The sequence below is a fragment of the Arthrobacter sp. NPDC092385 genome (assembly GCF_044755105.1).
Lineage (GTDB): Bacteria > Actinomycetota > Actinomycetes > Actinomycetales > Micrococcaceae > Arthrobacter_D.
Map to the genome: position 1 here is coordinate 22,965 of NZ_JBIVQL010000014.1, position 15,099 is coordinate 38,063.

Genomic DNA, 15,099 nt, shown 5'->3' on the forward strand with positions numbered 1-15,099 from the left:
CAGGCGCACCGGCCGCAATCGCGGCAGTCCCGGCAATCGGACCGGCGGACGCGCCGGCACCGGGGCCGGCACAGGGTCGGGAACCGGGTCCGGCACCGGGTCCGGCACCGGGTCCGGCACCGGGTCGGGCACCGGGTCGGGCACCGGGTCGGGCACCGGGTCGGGCACCGGGGTCAGCGTCGGTCGGGGCCTGGGCGCCCGTACCCTGGGAGCCCAAAGCCTGGGACCCCGAGGACGTCGATCGGGTGGCCGTGTGCACGAGAGCCGCCCTCGCGGCTCCGGCTGCGGAACCCGCGGGCGATCCGCCCGCTCGCTGCGCCGAGTGCCTGGTGTACAGGTCTTCGAAGGAGGCCCCCCGTGCTCCGTCCCGGCTGCCAGGAGCCGGACGCGCCGTGCGCACGGCATCACGGGCAGGGGTCACGGCGGAAGGCACCTGGAGCGGGCTCATCGTGCCATGCTCGCGAGGAACGCGGCCTGGGCAGCAGACGCGTCCGCGGCGCCCGGAGCTGGCACCGCCGTCGGGGCCGCGGGGGCGACGGACGCCTCTCCTGCGGGTGCTGCCGGCAGGATGCGCCGGATGGTGGTGAGGTTCGCGTCGGTCTCCCACATGTCCCGCACGGAGACGGTCTTGCCCGGCTGCGGGGCGTCGATCGCCTTGCCCCCGCCGAGGTACATGGAGACGTGTCCGCCGTCGAGGCTGAACAGGAGATCACCCGGCTGGGCCTCCGCCAGGGACGGCACGCGCGTGCCGGCATTCATCTGGTCCCAGGTCACGCGCGGCAGCTGGATGCCGATATCGGCGTAGGCACGCTGCACGAATCCGGAGCAGTCGAGGCCCGTGGCCGGGTCGGTGCCGCCCCAGACGTAGGGCACCCCCTCGTACGCTCGGGCAGCCTCGATGAGCCGCGCGGCGTCGGCCGAGGCCGGGACGGGGCCGGGGACGGCGACGGCGACGGGCGCACCCGGAACCTCCGCCACACCGCCGGCACCGGGGATGTCCGCAGGCACGACGGCCTCCGCGAGCGCCTCGGCGAAGCGGTCCGCGGCGCCGGACTGCACGGGGGCTGCCGAGGAACCGACGGTCGTCGTCGTGACCGGTGGCGTGGCCTGCGCCCTCGCTGCCGGGGCGGCGAGCATGGTCAGCGTGGACTGGATCTGCTGGATGCGGCCTACCGCGTCGGTGAGTGTCATGTCCTGTCCTTGCCGCTGCGCCGGGCCCAGCTGGTCGATGCGAGTTCGTCGAGGACACGCTGCTCGGCGCCGATCAGCGCCGTCGCCTCCGTGTCCCGGTGGCGGTCCGCGAGTTTCTCGAGGCCCACGGTCGCCGCCCGTGCGGCACGGTACTGGTCCTGCGCGGAGTCCTGCTGGGACTGCAGTTGCGCCTCGAGCGCGTGCAGGTCGGCGAGCATGCCACGCGCCGATGACCGGGCTGCGGCCACGGCGTACAGGGACGCGGAGCCGGCAGGGCTGATGTCCGTGCCGTCGAGGGCCTGGCTGACGCCGTCCACGCGGCTGCGGGACGCGCGAAGGCGCTGGTTCGCTGCCGCGAGGGAGCCCGCGGCCTCGTCCTCGCGCAACTGCCGCAGCCGCAGCAGGCCTGCCAGGGGAAAGTGTCGTGCCATCAGGCGATTCCCATCGATCGGGTGAGGTGGGCCAGGCGGTTCCAGGCCTCGTCGTACGGCGTCTGCTCGTCCATGCGCTGCTGCAGGAAGGCGTTCACGGCGGCCTCGTGGTCCACCGCGGCGTCGACCAGCGGATTGGATCCGCGGGAATACGCCCCGACGTCGATGAGGTCCTGTGCCGCCTTGCGTGCGGCGAGCGCCCGGCGGAGCGCGCCGGCCGTGCCCGCCTGCTCGCGCGTGGTGACGCGGGACGCGACGCGCGAGATCGACGCCAGCGGGTCGATCGACGGGAAGTGCCCGGCGACGGCCAGCTTGCGGTCGAGCACCACGTGACCGTCGAGGATGGACCGGGCTGCGTCGGCCACGGGCTCGTTGTGGTCGTCCCCGTCCACCAGCACGGTGTACATGCCGGTCACGGATCCCGTGGCTCCGGTGCCGGCACGTTCGAGGAGCTGGGCGAGCAGGGAGAAGGTGGACGGCGGGTACCCGCGCGTCGCGGGAGGTTCGCCGACGCTGAGGCCGATCTCGCGCTGCGCCATGGCCACACGCGTCAGCGAATCCATCATGAGCATGACGTCGGCGCCGCCGTCACGGAATGCCTCGGCGATCCGGGTGGCCACGAACGCTGCACGCAGGCGCAGGAGCGCGGGTTCGTCGGACGTCGAGACCACCACGATCGACCGGGCGAGGCCCTCCGGCCCGAGATCGTCCTCGAGGAAGTCACGGACTTCCCGTCCGCGCTCCCCCACGAGGGCGATCACCGAGACGGCGGCGTCCGTACCGCGGGCGATCATCGACAGCAGGGAGGACTTGCCGACGCCGGACCCGGCGAAGAGCCCCATGCGCTGCCCGCGTCCCACGGTGGTGAGCGTGTCCAGAACGCGGACGCCGAGCTGCAGCGGCTCGGTGATGCGGCTGCGGTCCAGTGCCGCCGGTGGCGTGTTGTCCAGGGGCAACCAGACGACGTCGGTGAGCGGCCCGCGGCCGTCGATGGGCCGGCCGACGCCGTCGAGCACGCGTCCGAGCAGGCCCGGACCGGCGGGTACCAGCAGCGGTGTCCCCTGGGCGCGGACCGGTGCTCCCGCCTGGATGCCTGAGAGGTGGGCGTAGGGCATGCAGCGCAGGCCGGTGAGCGAGGCTGCGACCACTTCCGCGTCCACGGGCGTGGCGTCGCCGATGGTCACGAGGTCCCCGATCGCGCAGTCGAGGCCCACGACGTCGACGCCGAGGCCGACGACGGACGAGACGCGGCCCACGCGCTGCGGGCAGGCCGCGGTGCGGGCCCGCTGGACCACCTCATCGATGAGCAGGGTCATGGCGCACTGCTGCCTGCTGCGCCGGCATCACGGAGCACGGAACGTACCCGGGCGAGAGCCGTGCTGAGCCGTGCGTCGATGGTCCCCTGGGGAAGATCGGTGACCGCATCTCCCCGTCCGAGGGAGGCATCGGCGACGAGGACGAGTCCGGGACGGACCACTTCGTCGGCTTCCAGCAGTGCGAGGTCCGCGGGGTGGAGCCGCACGGCCCGTACCTCCTCGCTCGCCGTCCCCTGGAGGGCACGCGCGACGGCGGCCCGGGCGGAGGACGGGCCATCCTTCAGCGAGTACCCGACCAGGTCCTCGGCGATGCTGAACGCGATGTCGAGGATACGTCCGGTCGCCTCGGCGAGGACGGGTGCCGTCCGCGCGTCGAGCGCACGCGTCGCGGCGTCGAGGACGCGCAGGCGCTGCCCCGCGGCAGCCTCCGCCTGGAGGCGGGCCTCCCCGGCTTCGGCATCCGCCGCCGCCTTGCGTTCGGCGAGTTCCACGCGGGCCAGGGACAGTCCGTACGCGTAGCCGGCGGCATGTCCGCGTGCGAACGCGATGTCGTCGACGGCCTGTCCGGAGGCGGGCCCGAGACGGGGGAACGTGACGGGCACGAGGGCGTCAGTTGACATACTCGTCCTCGTCTCCGCGCTGGATGGTGATGACGCCCTGGGCCTCGAGGTCGCGGATGGCGCGGACCACCTCTGCCCGGGCCTCCTCCACCTGCGACACCCGGACCGGTCCGACGGCGCGGATCTCGTCGTCGAGGATCTCCCTGTTCCGCTCGGAGACGTTGCCGCGGATCACGGTCACGACGGCCTCGGCCGCGCCCTTCATCGCGAGCGCGAGCACGGCGGAGTCGATGCCGCGCAGCACCTGCTGGACGTCGCGGCGCTCGAGGTTGACGATGTCGGCGAAGGTCAGCATGCGCGCGCGCACCTCCTCGGCGAGCACCGGGTCGCGGCCCTCCAGGCCTTCGAGCAGTTCACGCTCGGTGCTGAGATCGGCCCGGTTGATGATGTCGACGAGCGGCTGGATCCCGCCGATCGTCGAGGCTCCCTGGTGCGGAGCGGCAACCGCGCCTGCCCGGGCCTTGATGGATTCCGCCACCACGGAGACGGCTTCGGGCGTCGCCGACCCCATGGTCGCGATGCACTGGGCGACATCCGTGCGGCCGGCAGGATCGAGCCCGGCCAGGACGGTCGACGCGTGCTCGGGCTTCAGGTGGGCGAGCACCAGCGCAATGGTCTGGGGCAGTTCGCCCTCCAGCACGGTCTGGATCTGGCCGGGGTCCACGGAGTCGAGGAACTCGAAGGACTGCCCGGCAGCGGTCGAGGCCAGGCGGCCCACCACACCGGCGGCCCGTTCGGCTCCGAAGGAGGATTCGAGCAGGCCGATGGCGACGTCCATGCCTCCGCGTGTGCGGCGCCTGCCGCTGGTCGCCAGTTCGTGGAACTCCGCCAGCGCCTCTTCGGCGAGCGTCGGCTCCACCCGCTGCAGTCGTACGATCTCGGCGACGATCTCCTCTGCCTCGGCCTCCGACATCTGCTTCAGGACCGACGCGGCGTGCTGCTGCTCCAGCTGCATGAGGACCATGGCGGCCTTCTGCGTACCCGTGGGATTGATGATCGCCATGGCGTTCACACGCTCTGCCTGTCATCCATCATGCTGCGCAGGAACTCGGCGGTCTTCGCCGGGTCCTGGGAGGCGAGGGCATCGACCTCGGAGCGCATACGCTCCAGCTCGGACTCCGCCGATGCCGCCTGCAGGGCGCTCTGGACGGCGGCGACGTCGATCGTGGTGGTGCTGGGAGCGGGTTCGACGGCGCTGATCAGCCCGACGGCGGGATCGATCGCGGGCGACACGGGGCCGGGGATCGCGGGATAGACGCCCTGCAGCTCGCCGAGGTCGAGGGGTTCGCGTCGCTGCCGGCGGGACCGGCGGGCGTAGACGACGAGTGCCACGATGGCGACGAACAGGATGGCCGCGACGATGGACAGCGTCCGGATGAGCTCTGCACGCTGCTGCTCGGCCTGTGCCGCCTCCGCCTCGGCGAGGGCATCCGCTGCATCCTTGCCGCCGGCCTCGTTGAAGGGCAGTTCCTCGACCGTCACCACGTCGCCGCGTGCTGCGTCGATGCCCGCTGCGCTGGAGACGAGCGCCGTGAGCGCCGCCACGTCCATGTTCGCCGTCGCACGCTGGTTGACGGCGACGGAGATGGTCTGCCGGTTGATGCCGCCCGCCGGCGCCGTCGTGGACTCGGTGGTCTTGTTCACGGCGTTGTTCCGCGTGCTCGACTCCGAGTTGAACGTGCCGTCGCCGTTCGCGCCGCCCTCCGGCACGGCGATGTTGTCCGGGCCCAGGACTCCGGCGTTGCCGCCGCCGGCGCCCTCGTAGGCCTCGGTGGTGGTCGATTCGTTGAGCGCCGGGGCGTTCTCCGGCGTCGTGAAGGTCTCCTCGACGCGCTCGGCCGTCTCCCGGTTCATGTCCGCGGCCACCGCTACGGTGGCGTTGCCTGCACCGACCACGCGGTCGAGCATCGCCTGCACGGACGCGCCGATGCGCTTCTCGTAGTCGGAGGCCTGCTGGTCGCTGCCGCCGGTGGCGCCGACGCCGACCGCGGAGAGAACCCGGCCCTCGGCGTCGATCACGGCGACGTCGGCGGAGTCCATGCGGTCGATCGAGGCGGACGTGAGGTGCGTGATCGCCTGCACCTGGTCGCTCGACAGGGTGGCCCCCGGGTCGGTCTCCACGAACACGGATGCGGTCGGCTTGCCCTGCTCCGCCACGAAGACGGTGTCCTCGGGAATGGCGAGGCGGACGGTCGCCGTCTTGACGCCGTCGATCGCGGAGACCGTCGCCGCGAGCTCGCCCTCGAGTGCCCGCTTGTAGGTGGTGGACTGCTGGAATTCGGAGGACGTCACGCCCATGTCGTCCAGGAGCGAGTACCCGCCGGTGGACGAGGAGGGCAGGCCCGCGGAGGCCGCCTTGATCCGCTGGTCGTACACGGCGCCCTCGGGCACGAGGATGGTGCCGCCGCCGTTCGTCAGTTCGTACGGCACGCCGTCGGTCTGGAGCTGGTCCACGATGGTGCTGGCATCCTCGCCGCTCAGCCCGGAGAACAGCGGGGTGTAGGAGGGCTTGGACAGCCAGGACGTGAGGGCGATCCCGCCGAGCACGAGGACGGCGACGCCGATGATGGCGATGGTGCGCTGGGCGATGGTGAAGCTCTTCACGGCGTCCCCGAGGCGGGTCGCGGCGGACGACAGGGGCGTGGGCATCAGGCCTGCATCCTCATGATCTCGTTGAAGGCGTCAACGCCCTTGTTCCGTACGGCCGCGACGAGTTCGAGCGTCACCTGCGCACGCGTCGAGGCGAGCGTCGCGTTGTGGATGTCCGTCAGGTCGCCGGTGACGGCCTGCACGGCGAGCTCGTTCGACGCCGACTGCAGGGACTGCAGGTTGTCCACGGCCGAGGTGAGCGAGGTGGCGAAGCCGCCGTCGCCGGCGCCGGAGACCGCGCCTGCGGATGGCAGGTAGGACGTGGCGACGGGCTGGACAGCACCGATCGCGGGGATCGCGGGCATGGGCATCAGTTGCGTCCGATCTGGAGGGCGGCCTCGTAGGTGGCCTTCGCGCGGTCGACGACGGCGGCGTTGGCCTGGTAGCCGCGCTGGGCCATGATGAGCTGGCCCATCTGGGCGCTCATGTCGATGTCGGGGTAGCGGACGTAGCCGTCCGCGTCGGCGAGGGGATGGTTCGGTTCATGGACCAGGCGTCCCTCGGCGCTGCCGAACTCGGCACCGGCCACGTAGGCGCCCTGCCCGTTCCCGTCGGCGCGTGCGGTGATGTAGCGCTGCTGGAACGCGGCGCCGTCCGTGGCGGTGACCGTGTTGGCGTTGGCCATGTTGTCCGCGACGGCGTCGAGCCACTTGCGGTGCAGGGTGAGGCCCGTGCCGGAGATGCCGATTGCGTCGAAGGTCATCAGTTGGTCCTCAGGGCGGTGCGGATGCTGGTGAAGGGGCCCTCCACGGCACGCGCGGCGAACTGGAAGCGCAGCACGGTGTCGATGTTGGAGAGGGTCTCGGTGTCCAGGTTGACGTTGCTGCCGTTCAGCCGGGTCGGCTCGAGCGAGGTGTCCGTGGTCGCCTGCACGCTTCCGCTGCCCGTCGACACCGAGCGCGCCAGGGCCTCCTCGAAGCTCACGCGCTGGGCCTGGAAGCCGGGCGTGTTGACGTTGGCGATGTTGTTCGCAGTGACGCGCTGGCGCAGGGCGAGCCCGTCGAGGGCACTACGCAGGGCGAGCGAGGACACGGAATCGAGCACGGGCGGCAGAACCTCTTCTTGCAAGGCTGAACGGCCGATCCATGGCCAGGAAGGTGAGCGATCCATGCTCACCGGCGACTATCGGACGTGGTCCGACAGGTTGTTAGGTGCTTTCGGCAGGAACTTTCAGCCGGCCACGTCGACGTAGACGGCCGGCAGTTGCCGGGCAGTCGCCGCCTGCACCGACCCGAGTGCCGAGCGGTGCCGCCGCAGGGATCCGAGCTCGGCGCCGAGACGCTCCAGCGCGTTCCGCTGGCGGCCGTTGATGCCCCGGGCACGGGCCACGAGGGCATTCGGGATGGGACCGTCCATCCGCGGCGGCGTCCAGCTGCTGAGGGCGGCGGCCTGGTGCATGAGGGTCGCGGGCGTGAGCTCGCCTGCCTCGGCCTCGCCGACGGCAGCCTCGAGGGCGTCGAGAACGGAGGTCCAGGCGGTGACCGCTGCGTCTGCGCTGCCCGCGGCCTGGGCCGGGTCGGGCCGGGCCGGGCCGGGCTGTCGCTCGTCGGCCGGGAGCTGCACGTCAGCCAATGCCGAGCACTCCGAGGGACCGCGGCGCAGCCTGGTCGGACACGGCTGCGGGAATCACCTCGCCCGTGCGGGCGGCTTCGTGCCACGCCTGGCGCAGCGGCTCCAGGATCTCGGCGCACTCCGCGGTCCTGACCCGGTTCCGGGTGGTGTTGGCCTCGACGAGGGTCTGCCGCACGTAGGTGTACAGCGACATGAGGCCGGCAGCGCCGTCCCAGATGTCCGTACGCAACGAGGACATCAGCTCACCGACGATGTCCTGGGCATGCAGCAGGTTCTCGCTCGCCACGGCCCAGTCCCCCGTCTCCTGGGCGGCACCGGCCCGCGCGAGGTCGAGCAGGAGGCGGTCGTAGAGCATGGTCAGCAGACCGGCGGGAGTCGCCGAGAGGACGGCGTCCTGCACGTACTGCGAGCGCTTGGCCTGGTATCCGTTTCTCTGCAGCATCTGGCTAGCTTCCGTTGGTGGGGAGTCCGGCCAGCTGGGACGACAGCCAGTCCCCCTGTGATTGGAGTTGTGAGAGCTGGACCTCGAGCGCCGAGTAGGTGCGTTCGAGCGTCGCCCGGCGCTTCTCGAGCCGGGTGTCCCAGCCGGAGACCTGGTCGTTGAGGCTGCGGACCGTCGATTCCTGGCTCGTGATCCGGCGCGTGAGCTCGCCGTCGTACTTGTCCGAGGCGGCCTTGCCGGCCGCCGCGACACGCTTCGAAAGCTGCGTGAGCGCATCCTTCACGGCAACCGGGTCCTTCGCGAGCGCGGCGGCGAACTTCTCGGCGTCGAACTCGACGGTTCCGGAACGGGTGAGCGTGATCCCGAGCTCCGACGTCGACCTTCCGTTGATCGGTGCCGTCGCCGCCGTGAGGACCGACTGCGCGATCCCCCGCACGGCGCTGTCACCCGTGAACCGGCCCGACGTCGGGGCGGCGCTGGCCGTCGCGCCGGGCGTGACCTTGGAGTTGGCCTCCACGAAGGAGAAGACGCCGCGCAAGGCCTCCACGAGGTCCTTCGCCTTCGTGGTGGTGGCCTCGGCGTCGCGGGAGACCGTCACCGAGACGGGCTCGGTGGTGGTCTTCGCGACGGTGACGGAGACGCCGGGCAGGATGTCGGCGAACGTGTTCGACGACGACTTCACCACTTGCTCCGCGGCTGTCCCACCCCAGAGGACCACCTCGGCGTCCTTGGCGGTGCGGACGGTGGCTGCACCGGTTTCGGCGAAGAGATCGGGTGCGGTGCTCGCGGCGACATCCGCCGCGGTCCCGCGGAACACCGCGAAGCCGTGCTCGGCACCGGGCTCCTGCGCGGTGAACTGGAGCCGGTACTGCGGCACGCCGGCAGCGTCCGTCCCGGCGCTGACCTTCGTGGCGGTGATGCCGACGCCGGCTTTGTTCACGGAGGCGACGACGTCGTCGAGGCTCCCGGTGGTCGCGATCTCGGTGGTCGTGCCGTCCTTGGCTTTCACGGTGAGCGTAGAGGCTCCGGGGGAGAAGGAGGTCATGACCGCGGTGACGGAGGACTGCGAGGAGGCGAGCTGCCGGACGGTGAAGTCGAGGGTGCCGGCCCCGGCGGACGACGTCGCGGTGGCGGTGGCGGCGTCGGAGCTGCTGGCGAGCTTGTAGAGGTCCAGGGCCAGGGGTTTCGCGGTCTTGGTGGCGAGCTCGGTGAGCGAGCTCAAACGGGTGTTCAGCTGCTGCAGGGCGGTGACGAAGCCCTGCGTCGAGGTGGCCTTGGCCTTGAGGATCGACTGGGGACGTGCTTCCAGCTGCATGAGCTGGTTGATCATGTTCGTGGTGTCCAGCCCGCTGGCGATGCCGTCGATGGAGAACGCCATGGGTCTACCTCTCGGGGGCTGGGACGGTGCGTGGTTCTACGGGGTGCTGCTGTCAGCGTTCAGAAGGCGAATGCGCGGTGGCGGGACCTCTCGGTCCAGGATCAGTCCCGCCACCGTGCACCCTTCGCCTACATACTCACCGCTTAGCGGAGGAGCTGAAGGACACCCTGGTTCATCTGGTTGGCCTGCGCGAGCATCGCGGTACCGGCCTGCGAGAGGATGTTCGAACGGGTGAAGTCCGCCATCTCCTTCGCCATGTCGGTGTCGGTGATGCGGGACTTGGCCGCGGAGAGGTTCTCCTGCGAGACGTTGATGCTGTTGATCGCGGACTCGAAGCGGTTCTGCACGGCACCGAGCTCGGAGCGCGACTTGGAGACAGCCGTGATCTCCGTGTCCAGAGCGGCAATCGTCGTCAGAGCGTTCGCTGCAGAATCGAAGTTCAGTGCGCCGACGGTCGTACCCAGAGTCGAGATATTCGCACCCGTGAGATCGACGCCAATCTGATCGTTCGCCGCCGTGCTTCCCGCACCCACCTGGAAGGTGAGGTCAGCACTACCGTCGAGGAGCTTGGTGCCGTTGAAGTTCGTCGAGTTGCCGATTCGCGTCAGCTCTTCGGACAGCGCGGTGACTTCAGCCTTGATCGCGTCACGTGCGTCCGAGTTGTTCGAATCGTTGCCCGACTGGACCGCGAGGTCGCGGACGCGCTGCAGGATGCTGTGGACCTCGGTCAATGCACCTTCAGCGGTCTGGACCACACTGATGCCGTCCTGGGCGTTGCGGGCTGCAACTCCGAGGCCGCCGATCTGCGAGCGCAGGCCCTCGGAGATCGCCAGGCCGGCGGCGTCGTCGGCTGCACGGTTGATGCGGAGACCGCTGGAGAGCTTCTCGAGCGACTTGGACATATCGCCCTGGGTGCTCGAGAGGTTGCGGTATGCGGTGTTGGCCGCGGTGTTCGTGTTGATCTGGAAACCCATGATGTATTCCTCCGTGAAAGGGCTGCGTTCGCCGGCCCATCCATGGGCCAGCACCCGTAGCTATCGGAAGCACCTCCGAGGGTGTTAGGAATCCGCTGAACTTTTTTCCGGGCATGCCGGAAGGTGGGCCGCACAAACAGTCCAGACGCAAGGTAGGCCTAGTTTTCGTCGTGGGTTGAGCCCGACCAGGCCGGATCGCGCGGACGGCCGGGGTCCCGGCCGTAAGCTCACTCTTCGATCAGATTCCTGATCATGCTGATCGGAAGGAAGTACGGGTGCTCACTGAAGCGCACGGGGATGACACGGCTCGCAGGAGCATCTCCCGGATCCCGGTGATCGCCCTGGTCACCGTATCGGCGCTGTATGTCGCCTGCCTCCTGCTCGGGGACCTGGCCCGCTTCGACGCGGCCGTCGTTTGGCTCGGCATCACCGCGGAACTCTCCGCCGTCGCCGTGTGCATCTTCGCGGTCCTGCGGACGCGCCGGTCCCAGTGGCAGGTGGTGTTCGGTGCCGCGGCTGTGACCGTCTACACCGCGGGCGACGCCTACTATCTCTCGGCGCTGAACGGGCAGCACTCCCTCTCGGTCGTATCGGCTGCGGACGTCGCGTACTTCGCCTTCTATCCGCTGATGCTCGGCGCCCTCGTGGTGACGGTGCGGAAGCTGAAGGGCCTCACCTGGCCCTTGCTGCTGGACAGCATCGTGGGAGCCCTGGCCGCCGCCTCGGTCATGGCCATGATCCTCGCGCCGGTCCTGCAGGCCGGGGCCGGCAGCAGTACGACGTTCGAGATGGTGGTGGTGGTCATCTACCCCGTCCTCGATCTCCTCCTGATCAGTACCATCGGTGGCCTGATGACCTCCCGCGGGCTCGATCTCGGGCCGCGCTGGCCGCTGCTCGTGGCCGGACTGATGCTCTTCGCCATTGCGGACATCGCCTACGCGCTGGGCACCCAGGACTACATCGCCGGATCGGTGATCGATGCCGGCTGGATCCTGGGGGTCGTCGCCATCGCCCTGTGGATCGACGGCGTCGCACGAGCCGGTGCGGTCCTCCGCCACCACGACCGCGGCATGCCCGCCGTCACCATGCTGATGGTGTCCACAGGCTCCGCCGTCTCCGTCCTGCTCATCGGGTGCCAGGTGCCCATCGCGCCCCTCGCCCAGGCCCTCGCCGCCCTCACCCTCCTCCTGGCCGCGGCACCCCTCCTGTTCCGGAACCGCCTGCTCGTCGCCCTCGCGACCACGGACGACCTGACGGGGCTCCCGAACCGCCGGGGCCTCATCAGGGACCTCCGCGGCCGGCTGGGCGGACGGCGCTCCGGCGCCCTGTTCTTCCTGGACCTCGACCGCTTCAAGGACGTCAATGACGCCCTGGGCCACGACGTCGGGGACGCCCTCCTCGTCCAGGTCGGTGAGCGCTTCGCCCGGCCGTTGACGTCGAACGACCTGCTGGCACGCCTCGGCGGAGACGAATTCGCAGTCTTCCTCGACGGCGTCTCCCTGGAGGAAGCCCTGAGGGTGGCACGGCGGCTGGAAGCGGAACTCGCAGAACCGGTCCAGATCGGTACGGCTTCCCTGAAGATCAGCGTCAGCATCGGCATAGCCCTCACGCCGGAGAACGGCACCGATATCCACCTCCTGATGCGCAAGGCGGACATCGCCATGTTCCGGGCCAAGTCGAGCCGCAGCGGACACCATCTCTACAGCTCCATGGACGACGACGGCGGCGCGCGGAAGCTGCGGATGCTGCAGGAGCTCCGCGCAGCGCTGGTCGAGGGCCAGTTCGAGCTGCACTACCAGCCCAAGGTGCACCTGCCCGATGACGCCGTCACGAGTGTCGAGGCCCTCATCCGCTGGAACCACCCCGTGCTCGGGCAACTGCCACCGACGTCGTTCCTGCCCCTCGCCGAGGAAGCAGGCCTGATGCCCGAACTCTCCACGCTCGTGCTCGAGGCGGCCGTCGCCCAGGTCTCGCGCTGGCGTGCCGACGGGCTGATCATCAGCGTCGCCGTGAACCTGTCCCAGTCCTGCATCCAGCACGGGCTGCCCCGGCAGGTCCGCACCCTCCTCACGCAGCACCACCTGCCGCCGGAGTGCCTCATGCTCGAGATCACCGAGGACATGCTGATGGGCGACCCGGCCCATTCGGCGAAGATCCTCGCGCAGCTCCGCGCCGACGGCATCCGGATCTCGATCGACGACTTCGGAACCGGTTACAGCTCCCTCGCGTACCTGCGCGATCTTCCCGCCGACGAACTGAAACTGGACCGGTCCTTCATCACCGCCATGCGCTCGGACCGACGCGCCGGCGGGCTCGTGGGCTCGATCATCGACCTGGCCCACAGCCTCGACCTGCGGGTCGTCGCCGAAGGAGTCGACAACGCGGAGACCCTGCTGGAGCTGCGCGCGCTGGGCTGCGATCTCGCGCAGGGCTTCCACTTCGCCAAGCCGCTACCGGCCGCCCTGGTGGTTCCCTGGATCACCGGTCACACTCCGGTGGCAGCGGTCACCAGCGCCACCGGATGAGCCCCGGCTGGTAAATTGTCGGTTTGCGCCTGTCGACGTTCCTTACATCGCGGCAGGCAACGCCGATAGTTTCTTCCGGTTCCACCCGTCCGTGGTCCCGGAGAGGAGGTGGCACCGTGACCGCACAGGATCTTTCAGCCCTGCTCTGGCAGGAACGCGAGCTGCTCGAGCTCCTCGTCTTCAAACTCGAGGAAGAACAGCTCCTGCTCACCTCGGGTAAGACCCGCTGGCTCCACCATGCCACCCGCGAGGTGGAGCAGGTGCTCGAACGGCTCCGCGAGGTCGGACTGGCCCGGGCCGTGCACGCTGCAGGTGTTGCCACGGAGTGGGGCATCGACGACGGCGCAACCCTCCGGGAGATCACCGCCGCCGCCCCGGACGGGCCATGGCAAGAGCTGCTGTCCGCACACCTCCAGGCGATGACCGCACTCGTGGCACAGATCTCCGCCCTGCGCGACAGCAACCAGCACTTCCTCAAGGCGGCCAGCCGTTCCACCCAGGAAACCTTGGCCGGTATCGGCACCGGCGCGGGAACCTACGCCGCCGACGGCGCCTCGACCCAGGGCCACGGCCTGCCAACCCTCCTCGACAAGGATCTGTAGCGGGACCATGAGCACATTCAGCGGACTCAACACTGCCTACTCCGGCCTCGCCGCCGCACGCGCGGGCCTCGATGTCACCGGGCAGAACATCGCCAACGCGACCACCCAGGGGTACACGCGGCAGCGGCTCGAGACGTCGGCGGCAGCCCCCGTGCGGCCCACCCTCTTCGCTGCAGGGACACGGACCGGCGAAGGCGTGCTCGCCGAGGGCGTGGCGCGGCTCGGTGACGCCCACCTCGAGGCACGCGTGCGCATCACGGCGGGCGCTGCCGGTTACACCGCCGTCCGTGCCCAGGCATTCTCCGCGCTCGAGGACGGCCTCGGGGAACCGGGCACGAACGGCGTCTCGAAGCCGCTGCAGGACTTCTGGTCGGGGTGGCAGGAACTCTCCAACCACCCCGACAAGGACGCCCCCGCCTCGACCCTCCTCTCGACCGCCGGGCAGCTCACCTCCCGCATCGCCTCGGGGTACCGCGGCGTGGAGACTCAGTGGGCGTCGGTCCGCTCGTCCGCGGCGGGCCTCGTCGTCGAGGTGAACGACGCCGCCGCGCAGGTCGCGGACCTGAACCGGCAGATCCGCTCCGCCGTCGCCTCCGGCGCCTCCGCGAACGAGCTCGTCGACCGCCGGACCACGCTCGCCGCAACGCTCGCCGGCCTGACCGGAGCAACGGTGCGCGACAATGCCGACGGCACCGCCGACGTCCTGCTGGCGGGTAATCCGCTGGTCTCGGGTACCACTGCCAGGGCGCTGCAGGTCACGGGCCCGATCCAGCTCGACGGCGACGGCACGGTCCAGGTCGAGTGGACCCACCGCCCGGGGGCGTCTGCCGGCATGGAGAGCGGTGAACTCGCCGCCGCCGTCTCACTCCTCGCGCCCGCCGACGCCGGCGGAGCGCTCGCGCAGGCCGCCGCCGGGTACGACGACTTCGCCAGGCAGCTCGCGGACCAGGTCAACGCCCTGCACACCGGCGCCGGCAAGGGAGCGTTCTTCGCCTACCAGCCGGAGCGCGCCGCAGCATCACTCACCGTTCAGCCCACCCGTCGGGAAGACCTCGCCCCGGGCGCTCCGGGAGCGGGCGGCTTCGACGGATCCGTGGCCGCGGCGATCTCCCGCCTCGGCACCGGAACGGGCTCGCCCGACGCCGCCTGGTCGGCCTTCGTCGTCGCCCTCGGTTCCGCCGCTCGGGCCGAACTCCAGGGCAACGCCCTGGCGGAGGTGTCCGCGACGTCGGCGCTGCAGCAGCAGCTCGGCGCCACCTCCGTGAGCATGGATGAGGAACAGGTCAACCTGCTGCAGTACCAGCACGCATACCAGGGCGCCGCGCGCGTGATGACGGCCGTCGACGAGATGCTCGATGTCCTCATCAACCGCACGGGAATCGTCGGACGCTAGGAAAAG

General features: G+C 70.3%; 16 protein-coding genes. 3 read left to right on the forward strand and 13 right to left on the reverse strand.

Annotation, left to right across the window (positions count from 1 at the left end):
- Positions 1-444: 444 nt before the first annotated feature.
- From ACIQCY_RS15305 to ACIQCY_RS15365, 13 genes are all read right to left on the reverse strand, one after another.
- Positions 445-1,191: a C40 family peptidase gene (locus ACIQCY_RS15305; RefSeq protein WP_400484758.1), complete on the reverse strand. Its 747-nt coding sequence runs from the start codon at positions 1,189-1,191 to the stop codon at positions 445-447.
- Positions 1,188-1,622 (reverse strand): flagellar FliJ family protein, encoded by a 435-nt coding sequence (locus ACIQCY_RS15310; RefSeq protein WP_400484759.1) that lies wholly within the window; start codon positions 1,620-1,622, stop codon positions 1,188-1,190. The genes ACIQCY_RS15305 and ACIQCY_RS15310 overlap by 4 nt, the downstream gene beginning before the upstream one ends.
- Positions 1,622-2,938 (reverse strand): FliI/YscN family ATPase, encoded by a 1,317-nt coding sequence (locus tag ACIQCY_RS15315; protein WP_400484760.1) that lies wholly within the window; start codon positions 2,936-2,938, stop codon positions 1,622-1,624. The genes ACIQCY_RS15310 and ACIQCY_RS15315 overlap by 1 nt, the downstream gene beginning before the upstream one ends.
- Positions 2,935-3,558 carry a FliH/SctL family protein gene (locus ACIQCY_RS15320; protein ID WP_400484761.1) on the reverse strand — a complete coding sequence of 208 codons (624 nt, stop codon included), beginning with the start codon at positions 3,556-3,558 and terminating at the stop codon, positions 2,935-2,937. The genes ACIQCY_RS15315 and ACIQCY_RS15320 overlap by 4 nt, the downstream gene beginning before the upstream one ends.
- Positions 3,548-4,561 (reverse strand): flagellar motor switch protein FliG, encoded by a 1,014-nt coding sequence (fliG, locus tag ACIQCY_RS15325; RefSeq protein WP_400484762.1) that lies wholly within the window; start codon positions 4,559-4,561, stop codon positions 3,548-3,550. The genes ACIQCY_RS15320 and fliG overlap by 11 nt, the downstream gene beginning before the upstream one ends.
- A 5-nt stretch (positions 4,562-4,566) precedes the next feature.
- Positions 4,567-6,207 (reverse strand): flagellar basal-body MS-ring/collar protein FliF, encoded by a 1,641-nt coding sequence (gene fliF, locus ACIQCY_RS15330; RefSeq protein WP_400484763.1) that lies wholly within the window; start codon positions 6,205-6,207, stop codon positions 4,567-4,569.
- Positions 6,207-6,518 (reverse strand): flagellar hook-basal body complex protein FliE, encoded by a 312-nt coding sequence (gene fliE / locus ACIQCY_RS15335; RefSeq protein ID WP_400484764.1) that lies wholly within the window; start codon positions 6,516-6,518, stop codon positions 6,207-6,209. Before fliE ends, fliF begins: the two co-directional genes overlap by 1 nt.
- Positions 6,518-6,910 (reverse strand): flagellar basal body rod protein FlgC, encoded by a 393-nt coding sequence (locus ACIQCY_RS15340; RefSeq protein WP_400484765.1) that lies wholly within the window; start codon positions 6,908-6,910, stop codon positions 6,518-6,520. Before ACIQCY_RS15340 ends, fliE begins: the two co-directional genes overlap by 1 nt.
- The gene (flgB, locus tag ACIQCY_RS15345; protein WP_400484766.1) at positions 6,910-7,251 is read right to left on the reverse strand and encodes a flagellar basal body rod protein FlgB; all 342 of its coding nucleotides are present in this window, start codon (positions 7,249-7,251) and stop codon (positions 6,910-6,912) included. The genes ACIQCY_RS15340 and flgB overlap by 1 nt, the downstream gene beginning before the upstream one ends.
- Before the next feature lie 126 nt (positions 7,252-7,377).
- Positions 7,378-7,779 carry a hypothetical protein gene (locus ACIQCY_RS15350; RefSeq protein ID WP_400484767.1) on the reverse strand — a complete coding sequence of 134 codons (402 nt, stop codon included), beginning with the start codon at positions 7,777-7,779 and terminating at the stop codon, positions 7,378-7,380.
- Positions 7,772-8,221 carry a flagellar export chaperone FliS gene (gene fliS / locus ACIQCY_RS15355; RefSeq protein WP_400484768.1) on the reverse strand — a complete coding sequence of 150 codons (450 nt, stop codon included), beginning with the start codon at positions 8,219-8,221 and terminating at the stop codon, positions 7,772-7,774. The genes ACIQCY_RS15350 and fliS overlap by 8 nt, the downstream gene beginning before the upstream one ends.
- Positions 8,222-8,225: 4 nt before the next feature.
- Positions 8,226-9,599, reverse strand: a complete 1,374-nt coding sequence (fliD, locus tag ACIQCY_RS15360) for a flagellar filament capping protein FliD (RefSeq protein ID WP_400484769.1) — start codon at positions 9,597-9,599, stop codon at positions 8,226-8,228.
- Positions 9,600-9,742: 143 nt separating this feature from the next.
- Positions 9,743-10,573 carry a flagellin gene (locus ACIQCY_RS15365; RefSeq protein ID WP_400484770.1) on the reverse strand — a complete coding sequence of 277 codons (831 nt, stop codon included), beginning with the start codon at positions 10,571-10,573 and terminating at the stop codon, positions 9,743-9,745.
- Positions 10,574-10,848: 275 nt separating this feature from the next.
- Here ACIQCY_RS15365 and ACIQCY_RS15370 point away from each other — a divergent pair, with 275 nt between their 5' ends.
- From ACIQCY_RS15370 to flgK, 3 genes are all read left to right on the forward strand, one after another.
- Positions 10,849-13,098, forward strand: a complete 2,250-nt coding sequence (locus ACIQCY_RS15370) for a putative bifunctional diguanylate cyclase/phosphodiesterase (protein WP_400484771.1) — start codon at positions 10,849-10,851, stop codon at positions 13,096-13,098.
- Positions 13,099-13,214: 116 nt separating this feature from the next.
- Positions 13,215-13,700, forward strand: a complete 486-nt coding sequence (locus ACIQCY_RS15375; RefSeq protein ID WP_400484772.1) for a flagellar protein FlgN — start codon at positions 13,215-13,217, stop codon at positions 13,698-13,700.
- A gap of 7 nt (positions 13,701-13,707) precedes the next feature.
- Positions 13,708-15,093 (forward strand): flagellar hook-associated protein FlgK, encoded by a 1,386-nt coding sequence (flgK, locus tag ACIQCY_RS15380; RefSeq protein ID WP_400484773.1) that lies wholly within the window; start codon positions 13,708-13,710, stop codon positions 15,091-15,093.
- Positions 15,094-15,099 lie beyond the last annotated feature (6 nt).

Bases quoted from the DNA above. Each gene is read 5' to 3' on its own strand.
- ACIQCY_RS15310 (WP_400484759.1), bottom strand. From the start codon at position 1,622: ATGGCACGACACTTTCCCCTGGCAGGCCTGCTGCGGCTGCGGCAGTTG.
- fliG (WP_400484762.1), bottom strand. From the start codon at position 4,561: ATGGCGATCATCAATCCCACGGGTACGCAGAAGGCCGCCATGGTCCTC.
- fliF (WP_400484763.1), bottom strand. From the start codon at position 6,207: ATGCCCACGCCCCTGTCGTCCGCCGCGACCCGCCTCGGGGACGCCGTG.
- fliE (WP_400484764.1), bottom strand. From the start codon at position 6,518: ATGCCCATGCCCGCGATCCCCGCGATCGGTGCTGTCCAGCCCGTCGCC.
- ACIQCY_RS15320 (WP_400484761.1), bottom strand. From the start codon at position 3,558: ATGTCAACTGACGCCCTCGTGCCCGTCACGTTCCCCCGTCTCGGGCCC.
- ACIQCY_RS15365 (WP_400484770.1), bottom strand. From the start codon at position 10,573: ATGGGTTTCCAGATCAACACGAACACCGCGGCCAACACCGCATACCGC.
- flgK (WP_400484773.1), top strand. From the start codon at position 13,708: ATGAGCACATTCAGCGGACTCAACACTGCCTACTCCGGCCTCGCCGCC.
- fliD (WP_400484769.1), bottom strand. From the start codon at position 9,599: ATGGCGTTCTCCATCGACGGCATCGCCAGCGGGCTGGACACCACGAAC.
- fliS (WP_400484768.1), bottom strand. From the start codon at position 8,221: ATGCTGCAGAGAAACGGATACCAGGCCAAGCGCTCGCAGTACGTGCAG.
- ACIQCY_RS15340 (WP_400484765.1), bottom strand. From the start codon at position 6,910: ATGACCTTCGACGCAATCGGCATCTCCGGCACGGGCCTCACCCTGCAC.
- ACIQCY_RS15315 (WP_400484760.1), bottom strand. From the start codon at position 2,938: ATGACCCTGCTCATCGATGAGGTGGTCCAGCGGGCCCGCACCGCGGCC.
- ACIQCY_RS15305 (WP_400484758.1), bottom strand. From the start codon at position 1,191: ATGACACTCACCGACGCGGTAGGCCGCATCCAGCAGATCCAGTCCACG.